Raw genomic sequence first — 17,547 nt, 5'->3', positions numbered from 1 at the left:
CACGCCCACGCCTTGACCCTCCGCGGTCAACGGGATACCGCACGCGGCAAAACGCAGCCGGAGAAACACGACATGAGCACCGCTTCCCTTCTGATCCTTGCCGGGGACGGCATCGGCCCCGAGGTCATGGCCGAGGTGCGCAAGATCATCGACTGGTACGGCGCCAAGCGCGACCTGGCGTTCGACGTGTCGGAAGATCTCGTGGGCGGGGCGGCCTACGACGTGCACGGTGTGCCGCTTGCGGACGAGACCATGGCCAAGGCCCAAGCGGTCGACGCCGTCCTGCTCGGCGCCGTGGGCGGGCCGAAATACGACACGCTCGACTTCTCGCTGAAGCCCGAGCGCGGCCTGCTGCGCCTGCGCAAGGAGATGGACCTCTTTGCCAACCTGCGCCCGGCCCAGTGCTTCGACGCGCTGGCGGATTTCTCGTCGCTCAAGAAGGATATCGTCGCCGGGCTGGACATCATGATCGTGCGCGAGCTGACCTCCGGCGTCTATTTCGGCGAGCCGCGCGGCATCCACAAGGAAGGCAACGAGCGGGTCGGCATCAATACACAGCGCTATACCGAGAGCGAGATCGCCCGCGTCGCGCGTTCGGCCTTCGAGCTGGCCAAGAAGCGCGGCAACAAGGTCTGCTCGATGGAGAAAGCCAATGTCATGGAGTCGGGCATCCTGTGGCGCGACGTGGTGACCGAGATCCATGCCGCCGAATACGCGGATGTGGAGCTGAGCCACATGTATGCCGATGCAGGCGCCATGCAGCTCGTGCGCGCGCCCAAGCAGTTCGACGTCATCGTCACCGACAACCTGTTCGGCGACCTGCTGTCCGATGCGGCGGCGATGCTCACCGGCTCGCTCGGCATGCTGCCCTCGGCCTCCCTCGGGCTGCCGATGGAAAACGGACGGCCCAAGGCGCTCTACGAGCCGGTCCACGGCTCCGCCCCGGACATCGCAGGCCAGGGCAAGGCCAACCCCTGCGCCTGCATCCTGAGCTTTGCTATGGCGCTGCGCTACTCCTTTGACCAGGGGGCAGAGGCCGACCGGCTGGAAGCCGCGGTCAACCAAGTGCTCGCCCAGGGCATCCGCACCGCGGACCTGATGCAGGCAGGCGACACCGCGCCGGCCAGCACATCGCAAATGGGCGATGCGGTGATCGCGGCCCTCGACGCCAGCCTCTGAGCCCCGCAACCTTCGCAGACCCGGACTGCATCCACCCGGATGCAGTCCTTTTTTCTTGGCAACATGGCGAAACCGACGCACAGTCGACCGCGTTTGCGGTAAAACCGCCCGGAAAGCCCGATCCATGACGCTGTCATCCAACCTCAAGGGAGCCCTGCTGGGCCTTGCGGCCTTCGCCGTCTTCGCGGTCCATGACGTGGTCGTGAAAACGCTCGGGGGCAGTTACACACCGTTCCAGATCGTGTTCTTCGGCGTGCTGTTCAGCTTCCCGCTGACCACCGTGATGATGATGCGCGAGAAAGCTCATGGCAATCTGCGGCCCCGGCATCCTTGGTGGATCGCCCTGCGCACCGGCGCGGCGGTGATCACCGGCCTGACCGCGTTCTACGCCTTCACGGTCCTGCCGCTGGCACAGGTCTACGCGATCCTCTTCGCCTCGCCATTGCTGATCACGGTGCTGTCGATCCCGATCCTGGGCGAAACCGTGCGCCTGCGTCGCTGGCTGGCGGTCATCGTGGGCCTGATCGGGGTGGTGGTGGTGCTGCGCCCCGGCGCGGTGGATCTGACCCTGGGCCATGTCGCCGCCCTGACCGCGGCGGTCGGTGGCGCGCTCGCCTCGGTGGTGGTGCGCAAGGTGGGGCGGGAGGAGCGCTCGGTCGTGCTGCTCCTCTATCCGATGGTGGCGAATTTTGTGCTGATGGCCTGCCTGATGCCGTTCTTCTATCGCCCGATGCCCGTGGGGGACCTGGCCGCGGTGGGGCTGATGGCCGCCCTCGGCTTCGGGGCGAGCCTGCTGCTCATCGCCGCCTACCGCGCCGGGGAGGCCGCGATCATCGCGCCGATGCAGTATTCCCAGATCCTCTGGGCGTCGCTCTTCGGCTTCGTGCTCTTCGGCGAGGGGATCGACCTGAACACCGCCCTCGGGGCCGCCATCGTGATCGCCTCCGGCCTCTATATCGTCGCGCGAGAAAGCCGCTCCAGCGTATCGGACAACATGCCCGTCCTGCGCACCCGGTCCCGGCCCGAAACCGGGACCATGCCGCGGGTCGGCCCGCTGCTGCCGGACACGGCCAAACCCGACCTGCCCGGCGACAAGCCCGACGCGGATTAGCCGCCCTCCATCCCCTTCCACCGCCGATGCGGCCAGAGCCACTGGTCCGGGTCGGCCTCGATCCGCGCGGTGGCCCGGTCGTTGAAAGCGCGCATCATCTCTTCGGGCGTCTCGCCCTCGATCGGCGCCTCGAACACCACGTCGATCCGCCCCTCCGCGTCGCGCCGAATACCAAAGCACGGCACCAGCGGCGCCTTGTAGCGCAGGGCCAACTCCGCTGGGGTCAGGGCGGTGCGCGCGTCCGCCCCCATGAAGGGCAGCACAGCGCCGGTAAAATGATACTGATCCGCCATGATCGCAAAGGCACCACCCCCCTTGAGGTGCCGCAGGAGCATGCGAAACCCGTCATTGCCCTTGGGCACGAGCGGTGTTCCGGACGCGGCTGCCCCCTCGGCCAGGTAAGGCTCGTAATAGGGGTTGTTGTTGGGCCGGTAGAGCGCGCCGACCTCGATCCCGAGAGTATCCCGCAAATAGATGCGCGCCGCGTCCCACTGCCCGAAATGCGCACTGACCAGCAGGATCGGCTTGCCCGCGGCATGGGCGGCCCGGATCGCCTCCAGCCCCGGGCCAGAGACAGTGAATGGCAAATGCTTTGTCTGATGTTCGGTCCCGAACAGGATCTCGGTCAGGGTCCGCCCCAATTGCCGCCCGATGGCGCGACACCGGGCGCGCGCGGCTTCCGGCGCCATATCGGGATAGATCCGCGCGAGATTGGCCATCACCCGTTTGCGCGCCGGGGGGAAGTGACGCAAGGCCAGCCCGGCCAGCGCCCCGCCCAGCGCCACCCGACGCCGGAACGGCACCAGCCGGGCCAGCTTCAGGAACACATAGATCGGTGCGAAACTGATCAGGTAGGAGAGGCGCGCGCGGCGGGTCATGACGCGCCTGTTTTAGCCGTGCCGCGCGCCCGGGACCAGCGCTTCCGCATGCAGGGCGGCGCGTGGCTTTTGCGCAGGTTTTGCCCGGCCGCGACCGATGACCGCTTGCATCCGGAGCGCGAAGCGAGTACCCCCGCGCCATTCGGTCGGGCTGTAGCGCAGCCTGGTAGCGCACCTGCTTCGGGAGCAGGGGGTCGGAGGTTCGAATCCTCTCAGCCCGACCAAATGGTTCCCCCGGTTCTGATGTTTGCCACTGTATCTTTCCTTTTTGGGACACTGCTTTGCCATTTTGCCGGCGGCGTCGCTCGAGCGGGGTTCGGGGAGCGCGGCCCAGTTGTGCCATGCCGGACCCAACGCGTTGAGTTCGGTTCGAGAATGCGAAGGGCCGGTATTAACTGATTTTGGAGCTGGTCGCGCTGAATCGTGCCGCGCTCAGGTCACGGCAGTGAGGGGCAAGGCTTTCAGTTCCGCGTCAGCACCGCCGCTCAGGTCAATTTCCCGAGCAGTGCTGTCGTTTTTTTTGGCGCAACCGGGATGGCCATGCCGCTACGGTCTACTCCTGTGACAGAGCACCCTTTTGCGGTGTCTTGAACCGCGCAGTGCGGGCCTGGGCCTTTGCGACCTCCTCGGCCAGGCGGATCGCGGGGGGCAGATCGGCAATGGCGTAGAGGCGGGTGTGGCCCTTCTCGGCGATCAACGGACGCACGCCGAGCCGGGCGAGCAGCGGCGCCATCAGGTGCGGGCTGCAGCCATGCGCCGCGGCCAGATCGCTGAGGGTGCGATGGTGCGCGAAGAGCTGTTCGACGGCGGCCACCGGATAGCCCTCCATCCGCCGCCCGTCCACCTTGTGGCGATCCGCTGGCGGAAGCAGGGTCAACTCCACAAGACGGGTAATCGTGACATAGCGCAGCCCGTAGCTCGCGGCGAGCGCTTCGGTCGTCAGCTGTCCATCCGCGTGTCGCAGCGAGCGCGCGAGCGGCTTTCGGTGGCGGTTTATCTGTGTCTCGAGCACCCGGATCGCCTCCCATCCATGGTCGTCGGGACAGCGGACCGCCGGGGCCAGCGCGCCGTCCAAGAGCAAGCGCGCCGTGGCAGCAGGTCCCTGCCGGGAGGTCCGCGCGAATGCCGACAAGGACACCCAGCCCGATCCTAGGTCTTCGGTCGCGCGCGGCGCCGCCGCCTAGAACGCGTCCCGCAGCGCCACAACCTCGTGCCGCCAGGGCCTCGATTTGCGCTGCGGCCAGGAGGACGCCCGCCCGAGGACCCGCGCGGGCCAGACCTTCTCGAAGGTGAACCGACGCATCCCAAGCAGCTGCCGTGCTTCGTCGAAGGACACGGTATCCTGCACCCGGGCAATCGCGCGCTCGGCCGCCGACCGATCGTAGACGCGATAGGTTTTCCCGAACGCAGACACGTGACCCACCGTGGGGACCTTGTCCGCCGCCAGGGCGAAGCGCACGGACCCACGGGAGACACCATGGCTTTGGGACAGCGTCTCTACCGTCGCGTGATCGAAGGCCGGGATCACCCGGTTCAGGAAGGAATAGGCCCAATGCCGCTGCATGTGGCGCGTTGCGGCCCCGTGCACAGCGTCCAGAAGCGGACGGTACGCCGGTACGTCCCGGAAGTGCCGCAACGTTCCGTTCAGGCACCCGAGGACGTCTTCCGGGGACCGCGCTCCCTCGGCGAGCCGCTTGCGAATGCGCCACCCCACCGCGTCTTTGAGAGCCCCCGGGCCGTCGCGGAGCAGTGAGAAGCCGGTCTCCGTGCAGCGCTGAAGATCGGCTTCGCCCAGTTCCTTCAGTTTGACCGGCCCGATCTCGACGAAACACCCCAGGAGCGGCGCGGTCGCAAGCGCCTCCGCAAGCGACCACCCCCCGACCCGGTCGGTACCGTCGGCGAGGAAGGTCTGAACCGCGAGATCCAGTTCATGGCTGGCGACCGGACGGGGGTCGGGCAGATGGCGATCGGGCCAGAGGCCCAGGCAAAGGTGTAGATCCTTGGCGCCACGGTAGCCGGGCGGACGCGGAAGCGGCTCCAGAAGCACCGCATGCTCCGGGCAAGCCCCCATCGCGGGCATGGTTCACTGGGTGCGCAGGTATTCCTGCCCGTCGCCCCGCGATCGGTCTTCCGCAATGCAAACCGGACAGACGCGGGGACTGAGCGGAATGGCCGGATAAGGCGCGCACATGCGCGGACTGAAGCCGTGATGTTTGGCAAACTCGCGGAAACCCGCATGAAAACGGTGCTGGCCAGGGCCATAAGCATTCCGGTCGATCAACACCGTCTTCATATTGTCAAAGAGGATCGTGTGCGGCACGCCATCATGGCGCGGGGCGGTCCGAGGCACACTTTCTGTCTTCTTTGGCGATGGCAACTTGTGCCAACGCAAACATGCTCCAACGCTTCAAATCCGGCGAAAAGGAACGGTAGCTGTCAAACATTTTGCGCCTAAGCAATTGTTTTGAAGGGTATTTGCTGGAAAAAAGGAAAGATGTAGTGGCAAACCTCACTCACGATGCCAACCCCCCGCAAACCCGGGCCATTGACCCTGGTGATGCGCCGCTTTCCGCACCGGAAACCTCACCCGTTCCAACCGTCGAAAAAATTTCGTGGGCGGGTCTTCGACCATCTTGAATCCGCTCCGGCCCCTTCCGATTTCCGCTGCGGGAGGGCAGACCTCCCGGTTCTTTCAAATGGAGGAAGACGAAAATGAGTCGTGTAGCAGTTTGTGCCATGGTGGCCGCCCTCTGCGCGGCGCCGGCGATCGCATCCGTGTCCGAACTCGACACCGATGGTGATAACCTGGCCTCTTACGAGGAGATGACGCCGATCTACCCCGATCTGACCGAAGATCTGTTCGGCGAGATCGACACGAGCGGCGACGGCTTCGTGGACGATGCGGAACTGACCGCCGCCCTCGATGCCGAGAAACTGACGCCAGCCGCGGAATAACGCGATCGGGCAAGGGTTTTGTTCAGCTCTGACAGAGGACACAGAAGATGGCCTTTCACTTTCCGACCATGAAACGCCCGACCTGGTGGATCTGGGGCGGGGCTGCGGCCCTGGTTGTTGCTGCTGCGGTGGCAATCTGGGGCTTTGACCTGTTCAGCGGTGGAACCGAAACGGCACCTGCCGTGGCAATCGAACAGGCCGAATAACGACAAGGAGAGGCCGCGCCGGGACCCCTGGCGCGGCGTTCCTTCGGGGCGGGCGCCTTAGTCGCGCTCCAGCGCGATGGCAGTGCCTTCCCCGCCCCCGATGCAGATCGCGGCCACGCCCCGTTTCAGGTCCCGCGCCTCCATGGCGTTGAGCAACGTCACCAGGATCCGCGCGCCGGAGGCCCCGATCGGGTGACCCAAGGCACAGGCCCCGCCGTTTACGTTCATCTTCTCCCGCGGCACGCCCATCTCGTGCATGAAGGCCATGGGCACGACCGCGAAGGCCTCGTTGACCTCCCACAGATCCACGTCCGCCACGCACCAGCCGAGCCGGTCGAGCAGTTTGCGCGCCGCCGGCACCGGGGCCGTCGGGAAAAGCGCGGGCTTCTGGGCATGGCTCGCATGCCCGAGCACCCGGGCCCGCACCGGCAGGCCATGGGCCTCGGCCTGTCCGGCGTCGGCCAGAACCAGCGCCGCCGCCCCGTCCGAGATCGACGAGGAATTCGCCGCCGTGACGGTCCCGTCCTTGCGGAAGGCGGGCTTGAGATGGGGGATCTTCTCGGGCCGGGCCGCGGCGGGTTGTTCATCCCGTATCACCACGGTCTCGCCTTTGCGCCCGGAAACGGTCACCGGCACCAGTTCCATCGCGAAAGCCTCGGACGCCTCCGCCGCCAGCGCATTTTCCAGCGAGCCCAGCGCATAGGTGTCCTGGGCCGCACGCGTGAACTGGAACGCCTCGGCGCAGTCCTCGGCAAAGGTGCCCATCAGGCGGCCCTTGTCATAGGCATCCTCCAGCCCATCGAGAAACATGTGATCGATCACCTGCCCATGGCCGATCCGCGCCCCGCCCCGCATCTTGTCCAGCAGGTAGGGCGCGTTGGTCATGCTCTCCATGCCGCCGGCGACCACCAGGTCGGACTGGCCGAGCGCGATCTGGTCGCAGGCGATCATCGCCGCCTTCATGCCAGAGCCGCACATCTTGTTGAGCGTCGTGGCAGGCACCGCGTCGCCCAGTCCCGCCGCATATCCGGCCTGCCGCGCCGGGGCTTGCCCCTGTCCCGCCGGCAGCACGCAGCCCATCAGCAGCTCATTCACCTGCGCCGGGGCCACGCCAGCATCCGCCAGCGCCCCGGCGATGGCTGCACCGCCCAGTTGCGCCGCGCTGACATCGGAAAACACGCCCTGAAAGCCCCCCATGGGCGTCCGGGCCGCCCCACAAATCGCGACAGTCCTCATCATTTTCCTCCAAAATGTCCCAATCCGTCAGATTCGCTCATTTTCTGGTAACCCATCGGTCCTAGGCTCGGCGCATGCAAGTCTAGATGAGGACCAGAGATGCAGGTAACGACCACTGCCCATGGGAATACCATAGTTGCCGTCGTGCACGAGGACCGGATCGATGCCTCCTCGGCGGTTCAGTTCAAGGATACGATGCAGGCGATCGGGCGTACCGCGCATGGGCGCGTGATTCTCGACCTTGCGCAGGTCCAGTTTCTCGACAGTTCCGGCCTTGGCGCCGTTGTGGCCGTGATGAAGGCCTATGCACCAGGCAAGCGCCTCGAACTCGCAGGTCTCAATCCCGTGGTGCAGAAGGTCTTCCGCCTGACCCGGATGGACAAGGTTTTCAAGGTCTATGAAAGCTCCGCTCAGGCTTTGGAAGCTGCCTGAGGGCTGCCGTCGTCATGGCCTGCAAAACCCGTTGCGCCGCGCGCCCCGACACCGCACAGCCATCCGCCACGAGGAGGAGCCTCTGGGTGAAGGAATTTGAGAAAACCTACGAATTCCCGAGCCGATATGCTCAGGTGCGAGAAACCCTGGCGGAGCTTCTGGCCGCGCTGCGGGATGCCGGGGTCGAGAGCGAGGATGCGGGGATCGTCGAGGTCGTTCTGGCCGAAGCCATGAACAATGTCGTCGAACATGCATACCGTGAGTCCCCGGATGAAGTTGTGCGTCTCCGCTGTGCTCTGGAAGAAACCGGTTTGCGCGTCGTGCTCCATGACAGTGGTGTGGCCATGCCGGGCCTGAACCTGCCCGAAGGCAGGTGCCCGACTTCGGACACCCCGCTTCAGGACCTGCCCGAGGGCGGGTTCGGCTGGCACCTGATCCATACACTCACCGAAGAGTTGATCTATACCCGCGCCGCGGAGCGGAACGAGACGCGGTTTATCATCCCCTTCGCCGCCGGCGGTTAGCCTCTCGCCTTGCACCCGCGCGCGGGCTGCCTAATGTGACGGCCGCAGCGAGGAGCCCATCATGCGAGATTTTCACTTACCCGGACGGTCCGCCGTCTTTGCCAGCAACGCCATGTGCGCGACGTCCCACCCGCTCGCCGCCAAGGTCGCTCTCGACATCCTGCGCGACGGCGGCAACGCGCTCGACGCCGCCATCGCCGGCGCGGTTCTGCTGGGCCTGTGCGAACCCCAGATGACCGGGATCGGCGGCGACTGCTTTGCCCTGATCAAACCCGCGGGCAGCGAAGACGTCTTGGGCCTCAACGGCTCCGGCAAGGCCCCTGCGGCCCTGGACCCGGCGGCCCTGCGCGCCGCGGGCCACACCACCATGCCGCCCGCGGCGGCGGCCTCGGTCACGGTGCCGGGGGCTGTCGACGCCTTTTGCCACATGTCAGAGCGCTGGGGCCGCGCCGGACTCGACGCGATCCTTGCGCCCGCCATCCACTATGCCGAACAGGGTATTCCAGTCGCGCCCCGCGTTGCCTTCGACTGGGCCACCGATTCCGCCCGCCTGAACGGCACCGCCCGCGACCATTACCTTATAGCCGGCAAACCGCCCGTGGCCGGGGCCATGTTCCGTGCCCCGCGGCAAGCGGAGGTGCTGCGCAAGATCGCCCGCGAGGGCCGTGACGGCTTCTACACCGGCGCGGTGGCCGAGGACATGGTCGCCAGCCTGCGCGCCGCGGGGGGTACCCACACACGCGACGACTTCGCCGCAACCGCCTGCATGGACGCCACGCCCATCCGCGGCGACTACAAGGGCTCCGAACTGGTGGAACTGCCGCCCAACAGCCACGGCGCGACCGCGATCCTGATGGCCAATATCCTCGCCCGGTTCGACCTGCCCGCACTCGATCCCTTCGGCGCCGCCCGCGCGCACCTGGAGGCCGAAGCCGCCAAGCTCGCCTATGACGCGCGCAACCGCTTCGTCGCAGACCCGGACCACACCACGCGGCTCGACCACATGTTGCGCCCCGAGACCGCCGATGCGCTCGCCGCCCTGATCGATCCCAAGCGGGCCATGGCCGATCCCGCCGCCCTGTCGGAACACGTCCACCGCGAGACGATCTTCATCACCGTGGTCGACGCGGACCGCATGGCCGTGTCGCTGATCTACTCGATCTTCGACGGGTTCGGCTCCGGCATCGCCAGCGACCGCTACGGCATCCTGTTCCACAACCGCGGCGCAGGGTTCAACCTCACGCCCGGCCACCCGAACGAGGCAGGCGGCGGCAAGCGCCCCATGCACACCATCATCCCCGCCATGCTGCGCCGGAACGACCGGCTGGTCATGCCCTTCGGTGTCATGGGCGGCCCCTACCAGGCCAACGGCCATGCGCGCGTCCTGACCAATCTCGTCGATTACGGGCTGCACCCGCAGGCCAATCTCGACGCCCCGCGCAGCTTCCATGACCCGCGCTATGGCCTTCAGGTGGAGCGGGGCTATTCCGACGCGGTCCGCGCCGAGCTGTCGGCCATGGGCCATGAGGTCATTGTGCCGGACACGCCCATCGGCGGCGCCCAGGCGATCTGGATCGACCCGGAAACCGGCGTTCTGCAAGGCGCCTCCGACCCCCGCAAGGACGGCTGTGCCCTCGGCTACTGAGCGTGCGCCCGCAACCCCGGCTCCATCCCGGAGCCGGGATCACCGGATCAGTTCATCTGGAAATGCAGCGGGTATTGCCGCCCGTCGAAATCCCCGAACAGGTCCGGGACATCCGGGTGATCGACCGGACCGCCGGCGGCATCCACCACCAGGTTCTGCTCCGACACATAAGCCACGTAATAGCTCTGGTCGTTCTCGGCGAGCAGGTGATAGAAGGGCTGGTCCTTCCGCGGACGGCTGTCTTCGGGGATGGCGTCGTACCATTCCTCGGTATTGGAAAATTCGGGGTCTATATCAAAGACCACGCCCCGGAAGGGATGCTTCCGGTGCCGAACCACCTGTCCGAGATTGTATTTTGCCTGTGCCTTGAGCATCACATCACAACCTTTTCTTGCCTTCCAAAATAGGGTGCCATCGGCCAGATGTCCATCGAACAAACCGTCGCTCCGGGAAACAGACTGTGAACTTGCTCCTGACAGTTCTGAACATCGTCGCACCTGTTTTCCTGCTCGCGGGGCTCGGGTTTGGCTGGGTGCGCCTGGGCTGGGACTACCCCTTGGAATTCGTCACGCGCATGGGCATGACCCTCGCGGTGCCCTGCCTGATCTTCACCGCCCTGATGCAGACCGAGATCGACCCGGCAGCCCTGAGCACCGTGTCCCTGGCGACCCTGTCGGCCTATATCGCGATCACCGTGGTCTTCTCGATCTACATCCGGGCGGTGGGGGATCGGCAGCGCGACTATCTCGCCCCCCTGACCTTCGGCAACACCGGCAATCTCGGCCTGCCGCTGGCGCTCTTCGCCTTCGGCGAGACCGGGCTGAGCTACGGCGTCGTCGTCTTCGCGGCCATGGCGATCTATTCCTTCACTTTCGGCACCTGGGTGGTCGCGGGCGGCGGCTCCCTGCGCAAGGTCATTCAGGAACCCATGGTTGCCGCCACCCTGCTCGGCGCGCTGTTTCTCTGGCAGGGCTGGCAGACACCGGTGTTCCTGACCAACGCACTGGAGCTGATCGGCCAGCTTGCGATCCCGCTGATGCTGATCACTCTGGGCGTCGCCATCGCCGGGCTACGGCCCGGACGCATCGGCAAGGCACTGTGGCTGTCGGTGTTCAAGCTGGTGGTCTGCGTCGGCATAAGCTGGACCATCGGCCGCGCCTTCGCGCTGGAGCCCGTGGCCTTCGGGGTGCTCGTGCTGCAGGTCAGCACCCCGGTCGCGGTTACAAGCTACCTGATGGCACAGAAATACCGCGCCGATGCCGACGCCGTGGCGGGCCTTGTGGTGGTCTCCACCCTCGTTTCGGTGGTGGCTTTGCCACTCCTGCTCGCCTTTGTGATCTGAAACCACTCTTTAACCATTTTCCGAGAGCCTGTTTTTGGCTAAGCTTGTGGGAATAACAAAAGACTGAGAGAGCAGGATGAGCAGTAAACTTCGCCTCTCGATGGTGTTCCTTTTGCTGGCCGCATGCGGCGGGTCCGGATCGAATCCGCCCTCGCGGCTGGATGATGCCTGCGCGATCGTCGCCCAGCGCCCGGCCTATCTCAAGGCGATGGAGCGGACGGAACGCAAATGGGACGTGCCTGTCCCCGTGCAGATGGCCACCATCTACCAGGAGAGCCGCTTCAAGAGCGATGCGCGCACCCCCTACCGTTTCGCGCTGGGGGTGATTCCCATGGGGCGGGTCAGCTCGGCCTACGGGTATTCCCAAGCGCTCGACGGCACCTGGGACGAGTATCTCGCCGAAGAGGGCCGGTGGCGCGCCAAGCGCAACAACATCCGCGATGCCACGGATTTCATGGGCTGGTACATGACCAAGACCGAGCAGCGCAATGGCATCCCCAAGACGGACGCACGGCGGCAGTACCTGGCCTATCACGAGGGCCATACCGGCTATGCCCGGGGCAGCTACAACCAGAAAGCCTGGCTGATGCGGGTGGCCAACAACGTGGCGGCACGGGCGGCGATGTACGACCGCCAGTTGAAGTCCTGCAACAAGCGCTGAGTCCCTAGCGCCCCGTGTCCTGCTCCGCGGACGGGGCCGAGGCGGTGAACACCGCCTCTGTGCCCAGCGGCTGCGGGTGCCGCTGCATCGCCGGTGCCGGGCTGGGGCCGGGCCGGTCGCGGCCGGGTTGATCGCCATGGCACAGGGCCTTGATCTGTGCCAGCAAGCCGGGCGATGCGCCCTTGGCATCGACGGTGAAGCCGTCCACCGCCTCCATCAACTCCTCCGGCGCGGCGATCCGGTCGAACAGGCCCCAGGACAGGGCGGTCTCCGCCGCCACCTTGGCCCCGCCCAGCAGGATCATCTTCGCCCGGCTCACCCCGCACAGCGCCGCCAACCGCGGCGGGTCCGAAGGTTGCGGCAGGAACCCGTTCTTCAGCACGGGGTAGAACACCTTGGCCGTCGGCACCGCGACCCGCAGGTCGCAAGCCAACATCATGCCCAGCGCGCCCCCCGCGCAAGTCCCGTTGAGCGCCGCCACGGTCAGCCCCGGATAGCCTGCGATGCGCGACGACACCCGCTCCCAGACCGGGTGGGTGGTCAGCCCACCATTGCGCGCCGCCTCCAGGTCGGCCCCGGCGCTGAACACCTTGCCCGCCCCGGTCAGCACGACAACGCGCAGTCCGGCGGCCTCCGCCTCGATCAGGGCGCGCTCCAGCGCTTCGAGCATGGGCGCGGTCAGGGCATTGGCCTTGTCCGGCCGGTTCAGGGTGATCACGCACTGCCCGTCACCATGGGTGGTCTCGATCATGGGGATGTCAGTCCGATCTTCTGTCGCAGGTCTTCGTCCCGCAGGGAGATCTCCGTGCCGATATAGGCATCCGCCTCCGGGCCGCACATCCAGACCAGGGCGCGGGCGGGCCAGTCGGCAGGGATATGCACCGACCAGTCGAGCTGGCTGACGGGGTTCACGCCGGAGCCCTTGATCACGCTCTGCATCTCCGTGGCCACGGTGCCCGGGCTCAGCCCCATGATCCGCAGCCCGCTGCCACCCGCCTCGTGATGGGCGCAGCGGGTCAGCATCGCCGCCCCGGCCTTGGAGGCACAATAGGCGCTCCACCCCTCCAACGGGTTATGGGCCGCACCCGAACTGATGGTGATGATCGTGCCTGCCCCGCGCGCCTTCATCACCGGCAGCGCCGCGCGCATCCCGTAAAAGACCCCCTTGAGGTTGATATCGATCAGCGCGCTCCAGGCGGTGGCATCGACCGTCTCCAGCGGGGCGATCGGCGTGATCACCCCCGCGTTGTTGATCAGGATGTCGAGCTTGCCGTAGGTGGCACAGACCTGCGACACCGCCGCAGGCAGGGTGGCAGGGTCGCTGACATCACCGGGTATGGCGAGCGCACCGCCGCCGATCTCCTTGGCGATCCGGGTGCAAGCCTCCCCGTTCCGGGCCAGCAACGTCACATGGGCGCCAGCCGCCGCAAAGGCCCGCGCCGCGGCTTCGCCGATGCCGGTGCTGGCGCCGGTGATCAGAACCGATTTTCCGGAAACTTGGCTCATGGACCGGGTAATCCCTTCTTGTTTTTGCCCGCTCTCACCCCTCGGGGCTTGACCGTATACGGAGAGGCAGGAACAAAGAAAGTGTTTTCTCGACACATCGACCAGAGAGGTCTCTATGCGCTTTCCCCTTCTCCGCCGCGCGGGTTTTTCGGCGCTTTCGCTGCTCGTGCTGGGCCTGCCCGCGCCGGCCCTGGCCCTCACCGCGGCACAGGTCTGGGAAGAGATGCAGCAGATCTCGGAGCGCGGCGGATTGCGCCAGCGCGCCGCGGTTGCCACCCCCGGCGCCGGTACCCTGACGCTGGAGGGAGTGACGCTGATCTCCGAAGAGGACGCGCCCCGCGTCACCACCCTGATCGACCGGCTCACCTTGCGTGAACTGGACACGGGCGGGGTCGAGATCGTCTATCCGCCGCAACTCCGGATCCTGCTCGAAGATGACAGCGGCGTCGGCATAGACCGGGCCGAGCTGCTGCTCGAGACCACCGACCTCGTCACCCTGGCCAGCGGTGCACCGGGCGACATGTCCTTCGACACGACCACCCCGGCGGCGGTCCTGCGGCTGAGCGCGTTCGAGGATGATGGCACGGCGGAGGTGTCGGAATTCACCTGGACCTTCACCGATCTCGCCCTGTCGTCGGCCTATGGCGCAGAAATCGCCGACAGCGCCTTCAGCGTCGCCCAGATGTCCGGCGCCGTCGCGCTCAGCGCGCCCGAGGACGACAGCGCGCTGCGGCTGCAGATCGCGCTGACGGATTACGCCTTCTCGGACCGGGGCAGTGCGCTGCTGATGTCGCCCACGGCGGACACCGCGGCCCTCCTGACCGGGCAGACGCCCTACAGCTTCGAAAGCCGCCATGCCCGGCTGAGCCTCGCGGTCGGTGGGCAGATCGACGGGGTGGCCGGCGGGGCCGCCCTGTCCACGACCGGCGGCGGCAGCGCGGTCTCCTTCGCCGATGGACAGGTCTCGGTGGCGTCCCGGGCCCAGGGGCTCGACATCCAGGCGCTGGTGCCCTCGCTGGCCTCGCCCCTCGATGCCGCCGCCGCGAACATGGCGTTGCAGATCACCCTGCCCGCCACCCCCACCGAGGACGTGCGCCCGATCGGGCTGGGCCTGAAGCTACAGGAGCTGACCGTGGACGAAGAGGTCTGGGCGATGTTCGATCCCGTCGGCCTCCTGCCGCGCAGTCCCGCCACGCTGGAGGTGGACCTGACCGGCGAAGGGCGCGCCTCCGACGACCTGCTGGACCCGCGCGCAGGCGCCCGGACCATGCTCGACCTCGACAGCCTCTCGATCAACCGGCTCGTCCTGGATGCCGCAGGCGCCCGGATCACCGCGGAAGGCGGCTTCGATGTGGACTTGTCTCGCGGCGGCACCATGCCCGGCCTGCCCGCGCTGAGCGGCCGCATCGGCATGACATCGCGCGGTCTGAACGGCCTTCTGGACAACCTGGCCGAGCTTGGCCTCCTGCGGCCGTCGGACGTCATGGGCGCGCGCATGGTGATCGCCATGCTGACCACGCCCAGCAACGATCCCGACACGCTCTCGGCAGAGATCGAGCTGAAACCCGATGGCGGGCTGGTGGCCAACGGGATGCGCCTGCGCTGAGCGAAGCCGGACAACCGCTTGCACCCGGGGGCGGCGCGACCTAGGTCAGAGCGAGTGTTTCCCGGAGAACCTGTGCCATGCCGCAAGACCTGTCTGCCCTGACCGATGCCCTCCTGAGTGCTGCCAAGGCCGCGGGGGCCGAGGCCGCCGATGCCATGGCGGTGAAGGGCACCTCGGTGTCCATCGACGTGCGCGCCGGTGCCCTCGAACAGGCCGAGCGCTCCGAAGGGATCGATCTCGGCTTGCGGGTCCTGCTGGGCCAGAAACAGGCGCTGGTCTCGGCCTCCGATACCTCGGGCGACACGATCCGCGAGATGGCCGAACGCGCCGTGGCCATGGCCGCCGAGGCACCGGACGACCCCTATATCGGGCTCGCGGACCCGGACGCGCTCGCCACCTCCTGGGACATCGACGCGCTGGAGTTGCAAGACCCCAGCCCGGAGCCGGACCCCGCCGCGCTCGAGGACGACGCGCGACGTGCGGAGGCCGCGGCCCTCGCCCTGCCGGGCATCAGCCAGGTCCAGTCCGCCAGCGCGGGCTATGGCCGCCGCGCCGTGCACCTGGCCACCAGCGACGGGTTTTCGGGCGGCTACGCACGTACCGACCGTGGGCTCTCTGCCGTGGCCATCACCGGCACGGGCACCGGGATGGAGCGTGACTACGCAGGCGAGAGCCGGATCTTCCAGGCCGACCTGCCCAGCCCCGAAGAAGTCGGCAAACGCGCCGCCGAACGCACCCTCGCCCGGGCCGGGGCGCGCAAACCGCCCACCGGCGCCTTCCCGGTGCTCTACGACGAACGGATTTCCAGCGCCCTGATCGGACACCTGCTGGCCGCGATCAGCGGCAGCGCCATCGCCCGCGGCTCCAGCTGGTTGCGCGACGCGCTCGGCACGCAGGTGCTGCCCGCGGGCCTGAGCCTCGTCGAGGATCCCCACCGCCCGCGGGCCACGGGATCACGTCCCTTCGATGCCGAGGGCCTGCCGACCGCGCGTCGACTCATTGTCGACAACGGGGTGCTGCAGGGCTGGACGCTCGATCTGGCCACGGGCCGCAAGCTGGGCCTGCCGAGCACGGCCAATGCCGCCCGCGGCACCTCCAGCCCGCCATCGCCCTCGGTGACCAACGTGGCCCTGACCCAGGGCGACAAGCCCGCCGAAGCACTCGCACGGGACATGGGCACCGGGCTCTGGGTGACCTCGATGATCGGCGCCTCGATCAATCCCACGACCGGGGATTACTCCCGCGGGGCCAGCGGCTTCTGGGTCGAGAAGGGCGAGATCGCCTACCCGGTGAACGAATGCACCATCGCGGGTAACCTGCGCGACATGCTCAAGACCCTGGTGCCCGGCAACGACGCCCGGCCCCATCTGAGCCGCGTGATCCCCAGCCTGCTGGTCGAAGGACTGACGATTGCCGGCGCCTGACCTCGCGCTCCTGATCGACGCGGCGCAGGCGGCCGGCCGGATCGCCGAGAAGCACTGGCGTCAGGACCCCGAAGCCTGGGACAAGGCCGGCGGTGCAGGCCCCGTGACCGAGGCCGATCTCGAAGTGGACCGGATGCTCCGCACGGAGCTTCTGGCCGCGCGCCCGGATTACGGCTGGCTGTCGGAGGAAACCGAGGACACGCCGGACCGGCTGGACCGCGAGCGGGTGTTCGTCGTCGATCCCATCGACGGGACACGGTCCTTCATGGCCGGGCAACGCACCTTTGCCCACGCCCTCGCCGTGGTCGAGAACGGCATACCCGTGGCCGGGGTCGTCTACCTGCCCCTGCGCGACAAGCTCTACACCGCCGCACGCGGCGCGGGCGCGGCCCTGAACGGCACCGTTTTGCGCATCTCGACCCGATCGGAGGTCGCAGGCGCCACCGTGCTGGCCGCGCGGCCGAACCTGGAGGGCCACCACTGGGGCGGCACGCCACCCGCCCTGGACCGGCATTTCCGCAGCTCGCTGGCCTACCGGCTGGCGCTGACCGGCGAAGGGCGGTTCGATGCCATGCTGACCCTGCGCAACAGCTGGGAATGGGACATCGCCGCGGGCTGCCTGATCGTGGAGGAAGCCGGGGGGCAAACGACTGACCGCCACGGCGCAGGGTTGCGGTTCAACAACCCGTCGGCACAGACCAAGGGCGTGGTGGCGGCCAATCCCCGGCTTCACGCCGAGCTCAGCGCAAAGCTCACCTCCATGTCCGAGCGGTCCAGCTAGCGCCAAGCGCCTTCGAAGGCGCTTGTTGGCCCTTCGCACTCCCCGCTGCGCCAAAGGATCA

The 17,547-nt window shown here is 67.3% G+C and carries 18 protein-coding genes, 1 tRNA gene and 2 pseudogenes; 13 read left to right on the top strand and 8 right to left on the bottom strand.

The window, feature by feature from the left end; translation table 11 throughout:
* Positions 1 to 72: 72 nt before the first annotated feature.
* Both leuB and DSHI_RS00390 read left to right on the top strand, forming a co-directional pair.
* Positions 73 to 1,179 (top strand): 3-isopropylmalate dehydrogenase, encoded by a 1,107-nt coding sequence (gene leuB, locus DSHI_RS00395; RefSeq protein ID WP_012176763.1) that lies wholly within the window; start codon positions 73 to 75, stop codon positions 1,177 to 1,179.
* Between the two features lie 130 nt (positions 1,180 to 1,309).
* On the top strand, positions 1,310 to 2,290 hold the full coding sequence (locus DSHI_RS00390) for a DMT family transporter (RefSeq protein WP_044028161.1): 981 nt from the start codon (positions 1,310 to 1,312) through the stop codon (positions 2,288 to 2,290).
* Here DSHI_RS00390 and DSHI_RS00385 read toward each other — a convergent pair.
* Entirely contained in the window at positions 2,287 to 3,168 is an 882-nt protein-coding gene (locus DSHI_RS00385; protein WP_012176761.1) for a lysophospholipid acyltransferase family protein, read from the bottom strand. The two genes, DSHI_RS00390 and DSHI_RS00385, sit on opposite strands and share 4 nt — an antisense overlap.
* Positions 3,169 to 3,315: 147 nt before the next feature.
* On the opposite strand from DSHI_RS00385, the gene DSHI_RS00380 reads away from it, so the two are divergent.
* Positions 3,316 to 3,392, top strand: a tRNA-Pro gene (locus DSHI_RS00380).
* A gap of 329 nt (positions 3,393 to 3,721) precedes the next feature.
* On the opposite strand, the gene DSHI_RS00375 is transcribed toward DSHI_RS00380, so the two are convergent.
* From DSHI_RS00375 to DSHI_RS22675, 3 genes and pseudogenes are all read right to left on the bottom strand, one after another.
* Positions 3,722 to 4,306 carry a hypothetical protein gene (locus DSHI_RS00375; RefSeq protein WP_012176760.1) on the bottom strand — a complete coding sequence of 195 codons (585 nt, stop codon included), beginning with the start codon at positions 4,304 to 4,306 and terminating at the stop codon, positions 3,722 to 3,724.
* 42 nt (positions 4,307 to 4,348) lie between these two features.
* Complete coding sequence (locus DSHI_RS00370) at positions 4,349 to 5,248, bottom strand: hypothetical protein (RefSeq protein WP_044027560.1); 900 nt, start codon at positions 5,246 to 5,248, stop codon at positions 4,349 to 4,351.
* A gap of 90 nt (positions 5,249 to 5,338) precedes the next feature.
* Positions 5,339 to 5,491, bottom strand: a pseudogene (locus DSHI_RS22675) (IS21 family transposase); the annotation flags it as partial.
* A gap of 389 nt (positions 5,492 to 5,880) precedes the next feature.
* On the opposite strand from DSHI_RS22675, the gene DSHI_RS00360 reads away from it, so the two are divergent.
* The gene (locus tag DSHI_RS00360; protein WP_012176757.1) at positions 5,881 to 6,123 is read left to right on the top strand and encodes an EF-hand domain-containing protein; all 243 of its coding nucleotides are present in this window, start codon (positions 5,881 to 5,883) and stop codon (positions 6,121 to 6,123) included.
* Positions 6,124 to 6,170: 47 nt separating this feature from the next.
* On the top strand, positions 6,171 to 6,329 hold the full coding sequence (locus DSHI_RS22170; protein ID WP_157865166.1) for a hypothetical protein: 159 nt from the start codon (positions 6,171 to 6,173) through the stop codon (positions 6,327 to 6,329).
* 57 nt (positions 6,330 to 6,386) lie between these two features.
* Here DSHI_RS22170 and DSHI_RS00355 read toward each other — a convergent pair whose 3' ends face one another.
* Positions 6,387 to 7,565, bottom strand: coding sequence for an acetyl-CoA C-acyltransferase (locus DSHI_RS00355; protein WP_012176756.1), 1,179 nt, complete (start codon positions 7,563 to 7,565; stop codon positions 6,387 to 6,389).
* Between the two features lie 99 nt (positions 7,566 to 7,664).
* Between DSHI_RS00355 and DSHI_RS00350 the strand changes: the two genes are divergently transcribed.
* From DSHI_RS00350 to DSHI_RS00340, 3 genes are all read left to right on the top strand, one after another.
* The gene (locus DSHI_RS00350) at positions 7,665 to 7,997 is read left to right on the top strand and encodes an STAS domain-containing protein (RefSeq protein ID WP_012176755.1); all 333 of its coding nucleotides are present in this window, start codon (positions 7,665 to 7,667) and stop codon (positions 7,995 to 7,997) included.
* 86 nt (positions 7,998 to 8,083) lie between these two features.
* On the top strand, positions 8,084 to 8,521 hold the full coding sequence (locus tag DSHI_RS00345; protein WP_050757764.1) for an ATP-binding protein: 438 nt from the start codon (positions 8,084 to 8,086) through the stop codon (positions 8,519 to 8,521).
* 61 nt (positions 8,522 to 8,582) lie between these two features.
* The gene (locus DSHI_RS00340) at positions 8,583 to 10,166 is read left to right on the top strand and encodes a gamma-glutamyltransferase family protein (protein ID WP_012176753.1); all 1,584 of its coding nucleotides are present in this window, start codon (positions 8,583 to 8,585) and stop codon (positions 10,164 to 10,166) included.
* Positions 10,167 to 10,213: 47 nt separating this feature from the next.
* On the opposite strand, the gene hspQ is transcribed toward DSHI_RS00340, so the two are convergent.
* Positions 10,214 to 10,540 carry a heat shock protein HspQ gene (gene hspQ / locus DSHI_RS00335; RefSeq protein WP_012176752.1) on the bottom strand — a complete coding sequence of 109 codons (327 nt, stop codon included), beginning with the start codon at positions 10,538 to 10,540 and terminating at the stop codon, positions 10,214 to 10,216.
* 86 nt (positions 10,541 to 10,626) lie between these two features.
* Here hspQ and DSHI_RS00330 point away from each other — a divergent pair, with 86 nt between their 5' ends.
* Together DSHI_RS00330 and DSHI_RS00325 are read left to right on the top strand one after the other, a co-directional pair.
* The gene (locus DSHI_RS00330) at positions 10,627 to 11,508 is read left to right on the top strand and encodes an AEC family transporter (RefSeq protein ID WP_012176751.1); all 882 of its coding nucleotides are present in this window, start codon (positions 10,627 to 10,629) and stop codon (positions 11,506 to 11,508) included.
* 76 nt (positions 11,509 to 11,584) lie between these two features.
* A complete protein-coding gene (locus DSHI_RS00325) occupies positions 11,585 to 12,169 on the top strand; it encodes a transglycosylase SLT domain-containing protein (protein WP_012176750.1) in 585 nt (194 codons plus the stop codon).
* Positions 12,170 to 12,311: 142 nt separating this feature from the next.
* Here the strand turns inward: DSHI_RS00325 and DSHI_RS00320 are convergent.
* Together DSHI_RS00320 and DSHI_RS00315 are read right to left on the bottom strand one after the other, a co-directional pair.
* Positions 12,312 to 12,920: pseudogene (locus DSHI_RS00320) on the bottom strand (enoyl-CoA hydratase/isomerase family protein); the annotation flags it as partial.
* Positions 12,917 to 13,675, bottom strand: coding sequence for an SDR family oxidoreductase (locus DSHI_RS00315; RefSeq protein ID WP_012176748.1), 759 nt, complete (start codon positions 13,673 to 13,675; stop codon positions 12,917 to 12,919). The gene DSHI_RS00315 and the pseudogene DSHI_RS00320, both read right to left, overlap by 4 nt.
* Positions 13,676 to 13,790: 115 nt before the next feature.
* On the opposite strand from DSHI_RS00315, the gene DSHI_RS00310 reads away from it, so the two are divergent.
* The 3 genes from DSHI_RS00310 to DSHI_RS00300 all read left to right on the top strand — a co-directional run bounded on the left by DSHI_RS00310 (position 13,791) and on the right by DSHI_RS00300 (position 17,486).
* Positions 13,791 to 15,281, top strand: coding sequence for a hypothetical protein (locus tag DSHI_RS00310; RefSeq protein ID WP_012176747.1), 1,491 nt, complete (start codon positions 13,791 to 13,793; stop codon positions 15,279 to 15,281).
* A 77-nt stretch (positions 15,282 to 15,358) separates the two neighbouring features.
* Positions 15,359 to 16,705 carry a TldD/PmbA family protein gene (locus DSHI_RS00305; RefSeq protein WP_012176746.1) on the top strand — a complete coding sequence of 449 codons (1,347 nt, stop codon included), beginning with the start codon at positions 15,359 to 15,361 and terminating at the stop codon, positions 16,703 to 16,705.
* Positions 16,692 to 17,486, top strand: a complete 795-nt coding sequence (locus DSHI_RS00300) for an inositol monophosphatase family protein (protein WP_012176745.1) — start codon at positions 16,692 to 16,694, stop codon at positions 17,484 to 17,486. Before DSHI_RS00305 ends, DSHI_RS00300 begins: the two co-directional genes overlap by 14 nt.
* The last annotated feature ends 61 nt before the right edge of the window (positions 17,487 to 17,547 follow it).

Source organism: Dinoroseobacter shibae DFL 12 = DSM 16493, assembly GCF_000018145.1.
GTDB classification, from domain to species: domain Bacteria; phylum Pseudomonadota; class Alphaproteobacteria; order Rhodobacterales; family Rhodobacteraceae; genus Dinoroseobacter; species Dinoroseobacter shibae.
The sequence above is the reverse complement of the archived record's forward strand: the minus strand, read 5'-3'. Positions and strand labels throughout refer to the sequence as shown.